The organism is Escherichia sp. TW14182, assembly GCF_000208525.1.
GTDB classification, from domain to species: Bacteria; Pseudomonadota; Gammaproteobacteria; order Enterobacterales; family Enterobacteriaceae; genus Escherichia; species Escherichia ruysiae.
This window is the reverse complement of record NZ_AEJZ01000389.1, coordinates 1-9031: the sequence shown is the minus strand read 5'-3', so window position 1 is coordinate 9031 and position 9031 is coordinate 1. Positions and strand designations below refer to the sequence as shown.

At 44.3% G+C, this 9031-nt stretch carries 8 protein-coding genes and 3 pseudogenes; 7 read left to right on the top strand and 4 right to left on the bottom strand.

Annotation, left to right across the window (positions count from 1 at the left end; all coding sequences use genetic code 11):
• From EQY_RS0122290 to EQY_RS0122280, 3 genes and pseudogenes are all read right to left on the bottom strand, one after another.
• Positions 1-210, bottom strand: a pseudogene (locus EQY_RS0122290) (TolC family protein); the annotation flags it as partial.
• 77 nt (positions 211-287) lie between these two features.
• Entirely contained in the window at positions 288-1415 is a 1128-nt protein-coding gene (locus tag EQY_RS0122285) for an FtsX-like permease family protein (RefSeq protein ID WP_000634716.1), read from the bottom strand.
• Between the two features lie 81 nt (positions 1416-1496).
• Entirely contained in the window at positions 1497-1859 is a 363-nt protein-coding gene (locus EQY_RS0122280; protein WP_000760021.1) for a hypothetical protein, read from the bottom strand.
• A gap of 550 nt (positions 1860-2409) precedes the next feature.
• Between EQY_RS0122280 and EQY_RS27070 the strand changes: the two are divergent.
• From EQY_RS27070 to ybdG, 7 genes and pseudogenes are all read left to right on the top strand, one after another.
• A pseudogene (locus tag EQY_RS27070) lies at positions 2410-2864 on the top strand (IS4 family transposase); the annotation flags it as partial.
• 34 nt (positions 2865-2898) lie between these two features.
• Positions 2899-3174, top strand: a pseudogene (locus tag EQY_RS27360) (hypothetical protein).
• A 208-nt stretch (positions 3175-3382) separates the two neighbouring features.
• Entirely contained in the window at positions 3383-4501 is a 1119-nt protein-coding gene (locus EQY_RS0122265; RefSeq protein WP_001130672.1) for a YbdK family carboxylate-amine ligase, read from the top strand.
• Positions 4502-4566: 65 nt separating this feature from the next.
• The gene (locus tag EQY_RS0122260) at positions 4567-4815 is read left to right on the top strand and encodes a DUF1158 domain-containing protein (protein ID WP_000682508.1); all 249 of its coding nucleotides are present in this window, start codon (positions 4567-4569) and stop codon (positions 4813-4815) included.
• A 64-nt stretch (positions 4816-4879) separates the two neighbouring features.
• Entirely contained in the window at positions 4880-5248 is a 369-nt protein-coding gene (locus tag EQY_RS0122255) for an MmcQ/YjbR family DNA-binding protein (protein ID WP_000360944.1), read from the top strand.
• A 92-nt stretch (positions 5249-5340) separates the two neighbouring features.
• Complete coding sequence (gene nfsB / locus EQY_RS0122250) at positions 5341-5994, top strand: oxygen-insensitive NAD(P)H nitroreductase (RefSeq protein ID WP_000351447.1); 654 nt, start codon at positions 5341-5343, stop codon at positions 5992-5994.
• Between the two features lie 111 nt (positions 5995-6105).
• Positions 6106-7353 carry a mechanosensitive ion channel YbdG gene (ybdG, locus tag EQY_RS0122245; RefSeq protein WP_001153137.1) on the top strand — a complete coding sequence of 416 codons (1248 nt, stop codon included), beginning with the start codon at positions 6106-6108 and terminating at the stop codon, positions 7351-7353.
• Between the two features lie 67 nt (positions 7354-7420).
• On the opposite strand, the gene pheP is transcribed toward ybdG, so the two are convergent.
• Positions 7421-8797 carry a phenylalanine transporter gene (pheP, locus tag EQY_RS0122240; RefSeq protein WP_000786333.1) on the bottom strand — a complete coding sequence of 459 codons (1377 nt, stop codon included), beginning with the start codon at positions 8795-8797 and terminating at the stop codon, positions 7421-7423.
• Between the last annotated feature and the right edge of the window lie 234 nt (positions 8798-9031).

Here is a 9031-nt window from a genome sequence, read left to right as displayed (position 1 = left end):
ATATGCAGAAAATATATCCTGTGAAAGAGAGAAATATATATCACTATCCCCGAAAGTAGACAACCTCTTATTATTATTAATATACTGCCCCAAACCAATAGACATACTTGGTAAAAGTGAGGCAACATTATTAGATTCTTCGATCTTATTATGCTCTTGTTCCAGAATATAAGAAGAAAAAATATTAGTCTTATTGAAGTAATCATCCATAATGCATTCCTGAGATTTGGCATATGGAGTTACCATATAAACACAAAAAAACAGAACAACAGACTTTGATAAAAATCTCATTGCTGGCGACCTTTAATTAAATATATAGGGTTTATTCTGAAAAACAATTTTCCAAAAAATATATTCGAACATAGAAAAATTAACAGCACGCCACTTAACGATAATGAAATCATTACAACTCTTATTTTAATATCTGTAGATAGCATTTGAGACATCCATAACATAATAAAATAAGAAGCGACCAATGAGTTGAATAAACAAATTACTAATGTAATCATTGATTCTATGATGACAACGAGAATTATCGAGTTTTGTTTTATACCGTGGATAATTTTTAGTGCAAATTCTGTGCTTCGGGAAGAAAATGTTCGTTTACACAACACAATACATATAACCGCAGCAAACAATGTCAACATTATATATATAGTGTTTGTTAATATGGAGAATCTATTCAACACTTTGTCGACGGTGCTTCTTACATCAAGAGCTGTTATAATATTGTATTCTGGTATTTTTTCCTCACCAAGCGTTTTTTTTGTTGTGTTAATATCATTTTCGCTAACTTTATCACTTAACACTATCTTAACATTGTCAATGTTACTGCTTAGCTTGAATCTGAATAATGTACTTAAGGGGATAAAGAGCTGATTGTTGCTCTGATATTTCGATAACCCAAGACTGTCCAGGAAGTCCATTTTCATTTTTGGAATTACGCCAATAATTTTAAACGGTATCCCATTAAGGAAAACAATCCCATTGTGTAAATATGGACTATCCTCACTAACAATAGCAACATCTCCATTAAATTCCATGTTATTGGTGGTTATTTTATTTATGGATAAACCTAGTGCATCAATACCTGTCACTGATAAAGGTTTGTCATCGTAAGGTGTTTGACCGCCATTGAATATATAAGTTTTTGAGTATGATAATGATTTATATATAGGAGATAATACTTGCATTACCTCATTAATGTTTTTTTGATTATAGATGTCAATAGAAATAACATTGTCACCATAAGTTTTGAGCTCTTCTTCTGCTTTTTTTGAAACACTAAAAATCAACGAATCAGTAATTGTTATACCGATGAAACTAAGTGTTAAAAAAATCACAAATGTGAAAATTTGCTTTTTATTTTCAGCAATATTTTGCAAAGCATCTTTAATGTAAAAAAACACAATCATTTTTTTGAAAAAAATACACCGAATGCAAAGATTCGCATTCGATGTGTTTAAGTTATTTATTAACGTTTGGCAAGGTATTTTTTATTTAATCCAGCTAGCTTTATACCACCAGCGTTTGATGCCAACTTTATTAACTTTTTGAACATCAGTTTTTAATGTCAAAGGTGATATTGGGGTAACATTACCGCTAAACGTGTCAACAGTACCATCATTGAACTCATGATGCCCATCATAAATATGGACACCTTTCACTTTTCCTTCATTTATACCCTGCATACACACTGAGTCAGTCGTTCGGTATACCATATAACCCGCAGAGGTAGGACCTGACCCCGTAGCCATAACACAACGGCTCGGGTCTACCTTGTCTGGGTTCCAGCCGCTGCCACCCGCAAATGCGTTCAAACTTAATCCCATCAGAGATACTAAAATATATTTCTTCATTGTAACCTCTTATTGTTAATAGATAATATATTTGTCATGCAACAAGTTGCATGTACTGCACTTACGCTCCCTCAGTCACTTACTTATGCAAGCTCTTGGGAACTCACTTATACACTACCTGTAACTCGAATTATTTAGAGTATAAAACTATTAGCATATCTAGTATCTAATAGTGTTTTATTTTATTACATAATAGAAAAAATCTATTATGTGCAATTATTTAATAGAATAATAACACGTGCAACGAATTTTAAGTGTTTCTTGAGTGACATAAAATAAGTGTGGTGTCCATATCCTCCTATCGTGAATCAATATAAATGATTTACACCTAACACTATAAAATGTTCAGAAAGCCATCGCAATAATAAAAAATAAGACATTACGATAATATTATAAAGCATTGCTTTGTTGGGGGATGACGTATGTAGCAATGAAAGATAACAAATGCCGGTAATGGTACGGAGAAATCCTCAGTAATAGGCGGGTAAAAAAGACGGGCATAGAGTTTTGTGGTCGACTGGTTGTGCTAACAATTCAGGAGATCACCTCTATGCCCGTTCGCTCATCATGCCAAAAGTTTTTCCGTGATGATTTGACTCCATTTCATCAGTACCGCCAGAATGCCATCCTTGACGCCACTGCTGCGCTTAGTCGGGACGCATCCCTCATCCTTACCAGCATTGGACGGTATATGCCAGGTAATGCTCAGGTTAAAACAAGATTAAGCTCATCGATCGCCTGCCAGGCAATGACGCTTTACACCGCGATATCCCGGCTATTTTTCATAATATTACCCGGTTTCAGCCCCGAGACCTTACGTTGTGCGTCATTGCCGTTGACTGGAGTGGTTATCCTTCTCAGGCATTCCATGTTCTGCATACTCCCCAAGTTTGCGACGGGCGTTCTATATTACTTCTGGATCAGGTTGTATCGTCATTCTGGCAACAAATTGCTCAGTTCTATAAGAATTTTCTTGATACGCTTGCAATCACTATTGCTCCGAATAAACCGGATAAAAATTACCTTTAAACACAGCACCATGACCGCCACAAGGGCATATTTCGTCAGCATGTTTATATTGCCTCCATGCGAAGAAGGGACTACCATCCAAATTGTTGGGTTTGGAGTGGCAGCCCCAGGGTTGATAGAAATATCTCCTGGGGCTTCATCTTTCCAGACCTCAGAGTAAACCTGAAACCGGAAAGCTTCAGGCACCCGCTGTTATCTTACCCTTCCTTAGCAAAATATCTGTTTATTTATACAGTAAATCCTGTTCCGGACTTCTCACACTACTCATTTGATCAACCGAAGCTGAGCCAGTTTTTTTCTGCACGCCCCAATCGTCAAAATTCTTCGCCGCCAGCCAGCTCTGCCGCTACTTGTCACATTGCAAAAGTAGCCAAATTGCTTCTGTCACAATCAGTTCACCATCACCAAAAAAAGAAACATTCCAGAACTTCCGCATCTCGCCCTGCCGCTGACACTTCTATACTGGAATGAAAACGCCAACATAAGAGAAACCTATGCCATTACCCGATTTTCATGTCTCTGAACCTTTTACCCTCGGTATTGAACTGGAAATGCAGGTGGTTAATCCTCCGGGATATGACCTTAGCCAGGACTCTTCAACGCTGATTGACGCGGTAAAAAGCAAGATCACTGCCGGGGAGGTGAAGCACGATATCACCGAAAGTATGCTGGAACTGGCGACGGATGTTTGCCGTGATATCAACCAGGCTGCCGGGCAATTTTCAGCGATGCAGAAAGTCGTATTGCAGGCAGCCGCAGACCATCATCTGGAAATTTGCGGCGGTGGTACGCACCCGTTTCAGAAATGGCAGCGTCAGGAGGTGTGCGATAACGAACGTTATCAACGGACGCTGGAGAACTTCGGCTATCTCATTCAACAAGCGACTGTTTTTGGTCAGCATGTTCACGTTGGCTGCGCCAGTGGTGATGACGCTATTTATTTGCTGCACGGCTTATCACGCTTTGTACCGCACTTTATCGCCCTTTCTGCCGCATCGCCGTATATGCAGGGAACGGATACACGTTTTGCCTCCTCACGACCGAATATTTTTTCTGCCTTTCCCGATAATGGTCCAATGCCGTGGGTCAGTAACTGGCAACAATTTGAAGCCCTGTTTCGCTGCCTGAGTTACACCACGATGATCGACAGCATTAAAGATCTGCACTGGGATATTCGCCCTAGCCCTCATTTTGGCACGGTGGAGGTTCGGGTGATGGATACCCCGTTAACCCTTAGCCATGCGGTAAATATGGCGGGATTGATTCAGGCCACCGCCCACTGGTTGCTGACGGAACGCCCGTTCAAACATCAGGAGAAAGATTATCTGCTGTATAAATTCAACCGTTTCCAGGCCTGCCGTTATGGTCTGGAAGGCGTCGTTACCGATCCGCACACCGGCGATCGTCGTCCACTGACAGAAGACACCTTGCGATTGTTGGAAAAAATAGCTCCTTCTGCACATAAAATTGGCGCATCCAGTGCAATTGAAGCACTGCACCGCCAGGTTATCAGCGGTCTGAATGAAGCGCAGCTGATGCGAGATTTTGTCACCGATGGCGGCTCGCTGATTGGGCTGGTGAAAAAGCATTGTGAGATTTGGGCTGGAGACTAAGCGGAGAATTGCGTTACGCAGAAATATCCCCGACAATGGTGTTTTAACTTACATTTAACAATGTTATGAAACACCCCTTAGAAACCTTGACCGCAGCAGCAGGCATTTTGCTGATGGCTTTCCTTTCTTGCCTGCTGCTGCCCGCCCCCGCACTGGGGCTGACGCTGGCACAAAAACTGGTGACCATGTTTCATCTGATGGATCTTAGCCAGCTTTACACTTTATTGTTTTGCCTGTGGTTTTTAGTGCTGGGCGCTATTGAGTATTTTGTTCTGCGCTTTATCTGGCGACGCTGGTTCTCGCTAGCGGATTAAACGTCGATTATCGCCGAACTTCGCGGCATACTTTGCTTATTCTCCTTCGCCTAAAGGAACGTTTATGGATAAGCAATCACTGCACGAAACGGCGAAACGCCTGGCTCTTGAGTTACCCTTTGTCGAGCTTTGCTGGCCTTTTGGCCCGGAGTTCGATGTTTTTAAAATTGGCGGCAAGATTTTTATGCTGTCGTCAGAACTGCGCGGCGTCCCCTTTATCAATCTGAAGTCCGATCCACAAAAATCCCTGTTAAATCAGCAAATATACCCGAGCATTAAGCCTGGGTATCACATGAATAAAAAGCACTGGATTTCGGTGTATCCCGGCGACGAAATCTCTGAATCGTTGCTCAGCGATCTGATTAACGATTCGTGGAACTTAGTGGTTGATGGCCTGGCTAAACGCGATCAAAAAAGAATACGTCCAGACTAAAGCGGAAATCTATAGCGCATTTTTCTCGCTTACCATTTTACTTCGATCCTTGTAATCTGCTGGCACACAAACATCTTTCACAAGGAGTCTTTATGGATATCATTTCTGTCGCCCTAAAGCGTCATTCCACTAAGGCATTTGATGCCAGCAAAAAACTTACCCCGGAACAAGCCGAGCAGATCAAAACCCTGCTCCAGTACAGCCCATCCAGCACCAACTCCCAGCCATGGCATTTTATTGTGGCCAGCACGGAAGAAGGTAAAGCGCGTGTCGCTAAATCCGCCGCCGACAATTACGTGTTCAACGAACGTAAAATACTTGATGCCTCGCACGTCGTGGTGTTCTGCGCGAAAACCGCAATGGACGATGCATGGCTGAAACGGGTTATTGACCAGGAAGATGCTGACGGCCGCTTTGCCACGCCGGAAGCCAAAGCGGCGAACGATAAAGGCCGTAAGTTCTTCGCCGATATGCACCGTAAAGATCTGCATGATGATGCAGAGTGGATGGCAAAACAGGTTTATCTCAACGTCGGTAACTTCCTGCTGGGCGTTGCGGCACTGGGTCTGGACGCGGTGCCAATCGAAGGTTTTGACGCGGCGATCCTCGATGAAGAATTTGGTTTGAAAGAGAAAGGTTACACCAGTCTGGTGGTCGTACCGGTAGGCCATCACAGCGTGGAAGATTTTAACGCTACCCTGCCAAAATCTCGTCTGCCGCAAAGTATCACCTTAACTGAAGTGTAATTCTCCTTTATAGCCGGGAACTGATCCCGGCTATTTCACATCAGATTTTCCTGATTTGCATAACCCTGTTTCAGCCGTCATCATAGTCCGCTGTTGTATACAGGAGACGTTATGCAGGATTTAATATCCCAGGTTGAAGATTTAGCGGGTATTGAGATTGATCACACCACCTCAATGGTGATGATTTTCGGTATTATTTTTCTGACCGCCGTTGTAGTGCATATTATTTTGCACTGGGTGGTATTACGTACCTTCGAAAAACGCGCCATTGCCAGTTCACGGCTGTGGCTGCAAATCATTACCCAGAATAAACTATTTCACCGTTTAGCTTTTACCCTGCAGGGGATTATCGTCAATATTCAGGCGGTATTCTGGCTGCAAAAAGGCACCGAAGCGGCTGATATTCTGACCACCTGCGCACAGTTGTGGATCATGATGTATGCGCTGCTTTCAGTCTTCTCGTTGCTGGATGTTATTTTAAATCTGGCGCAGAAATTCCCGGCAGCAAAACAGTTACCGCTGAAAGGGATATTTCAGGGGATAAAGCTGATCGGCGCTATTCTGGTCGGCATTTTGATGATCTCGCTGCTGATTGGTCAGTCACCGACCATTCTGATCAGTGGTCTTGGCGCAATGGCTGCCGTGCTGATGTTGGTATTTAAAGATCCGATTCTTGGTCTGGTGGCAGGTATTCAGCTTTCCGCGAACGATATGCTGAAACTGGGCGACTGGCTGGAAATGCCGAAATACGGCGCGGATGGCGCGGTGATCGATATTGGTTTAACCACCGTCAAAGTACGTAACTGGGACAATACCATTACCACTATTCCCACCTGGTCTCTGGTTTCTGACTCCTTTAAAAACTGGAGCGGAATGTCAGCCTCTGGTGGACGACGCATTAAACGCAGTATCAGTATTGATGTCACCAGCATTCGCTTTCTTGATGAAACCGAAATGCAGCGGCTGAATAAAGCGCATCTGTTAAAGCCTTATTTAACCAGCCGCCATCAGGAAATTAATGAGTGGAACCGCCAGCAAGGGTCTACGGAGTCAGTATTAAACCTGCGCCGAATGACGAATATTGGAACATTTCGTGCCTATCTGAACGAATATCTACGTAACCATCCACGTATTCGTAAAGATATGACCTTAATGGTACGCCAGCTTGCACCGGGCGATAATGGTTTACCGCTTGAGATATATGCGTTTACCAATACCGTAGTGTGGCTGGAATATGAAAGCATTCAGGCTGATATATTCGATCACATATTTGCGATTGTCGAAGAGTTTGGTCTGCGACTTCATCAGTCGCCAACCGGCAATGATATTCGCTCTCTGGCGGGTGCATTTAAGCAGTAATTAAAAAAACCGCTCTCATCGAATGGATGAGAGCGGACATCGTTTTGTCGGATGTAGCGTGAATGCCTTATTTCCGACGCAGCGTTTTAAACGCCACAAACAGGAACACAATCCACACCGGCAGTAGGATCGCTGACAAGCGCATATCATCTATTGTGCACATCAGCAGCAAAATCATGCCGAGAAAGGCAATGCAAAGATAGTTGCCAAACGGATACATCAGAGCTTTGAAGCGGGTTTCACGCCCCTGACGTCGCATCGCCGCACGAAAACGCAGATGCGCCAGGCAGATCATAATCCAGTTAAGTAGCAGCGTTGCCACCACCAGCGCCATCAGCAAACCAAACGCTTTTTGCGGCAGCAGATAGTTAATCAACACCACCAGCGAAGTGATCGCTCCGGAAAGCATCAGCGAGTTAATCGGAACACCGCGACGGCTTACGCGAGTCAAAAACTTCGGCGCATTCCCCTGGACGGAAAGGCCAAACAGCATCCGGCTGTTGGAGTAAACTCCGCTGTTATACACCGATAACGATGCTACCAGAATGACGAAGTTCAGCGCAGAAGCTACCACGTTGCTGTCGAGATTATGGAAAATCATCACAAACGGGCTACTGTTGGATTTCACTTCCACCCACGGGTAGAGCGCCAGTAAAACCACCAGTGAACCGATATAAAACAGCAGGATGCGATACACGACCTGATTCACTGCTTTAGGGATGCTTTTTTCTGGATCGCGCGCTTCAGCGGCAGTAATCCCAATCAGCTCCAGACCGCCGAAGGAGAACATAATCACCGCCAGCGACAAAATCAGCCCATTCCAGCCGGTGGCAAAGAAACCACCGTAGCGCCAGAGGTTATCGATACTGGCTTTCTCGCCGCCGTGACCAGAAAACAGTAGCCACAGGCCAAAACCGATCATGCCGATAATCGCCAGCACTTTAATCAGCGCGAACCAGAACTCAGTTTCACCATACAAGCGCACATTCACCAGGTTAACGGCGTTGATGACAATAAAGAAGGCGGCAGCCCAGATCCAGGTGGGAACATCCGGGAACCAGTACTGCATATAGATGCCCGCAGCCGTCAGTTCAGCCATTCCTACCAGCACGAACATCACCCAGTAGTTCCAGCCGGAGAGGAAGCCTGCAAACGGTCCCCAATATTTATAGGCAAAGTGGGCAAACGAACCAGATACCGGCTCTTCGACCACCATCTCGCCGAGCTGGCGCATAATCAGGAAAGCGATGATCCCGGCAACGCCGTAGCCCAGCAATACAGCCGGCCCCGCCATCTGAATCGCCGGACCAATGCCAAGAAACAGACCTGTACCAATGGCGCCACCCAGCGCAATTAGCTGAATATGACGGTTATGTAATCCCCGATGAAGCGTCGGTTCTTGATTCGACGCAGTATCTTCCGATACGGTTGACGCGTTTTTCACGCCTTTCCCCTGTGTGTCTTTTTTATTGAGGGGCTCCTTTTAACATTTAGTGCTGGTCGTCGCAAGACACAATCCACACAGTTAAACCGGGTATCCCTTTCTTATGCAAATTGCCGACAAAAAGTACCTTGTTATTGCCAATTAGGGTGTTAACGCCTTATTTGGCCTACAGAAATGTGCAAATTCAATAAATTATAATTCACGCTGTAGGCCTGATAAGCGTAGCGCATCAGG

Bases quoted from the DNA above. Each gene is read 5' to 3' on its own strand.
- EQY_RS0122285 (WP_000634716.1), bottom strand. From the start codon at position 1,415: ATGATTGTGTTTTTTTACATTAAAGATGCTTTGCAAAATATTGCTGAA.
- EQY_RS0122280 (WP_000760021.1), bottom strand. From the start codon at position 1,859: ATGAAGAAATATATTTTAGTATCTCTGATGGGATTAAGTTTGAACGCA.
- EQY_RS0122265 (WP_001130672.1), top strand. From the start codon at position 3,383: ATGCCATTACCCGATTTTCATGTCTCTGAACCTTTTACCCTCGGTATT.
- EQY_RS0122260 (WP_000682508.1), top strand. From the start codon at position 4,567: ATGAAACACCCCTTAGAAACCTTGACCGCAGCAGCAGGCATTTTGCTG.
- EQY_RS0122255 (WP_000360944.1), top strand. From the start codon at position 4,880: ATGGATAAGCAATCACTGCACGAAACGGCGAAACGCCTGGCTCTTGAG.
- nfsB (WP_000351447.1), top strand. From the start codon at position 5,341: ATGGATATCATTTCTGTCGCCCTAAAGCGTCATTCCACTAAGGCATTT.
- ybdG (WP_001153137.1), top strand. From the start codon at position 6,106: ATGCAGGATTTAATATCCCAGGTTGAAGATTTAGCGGGTATTGAGATT.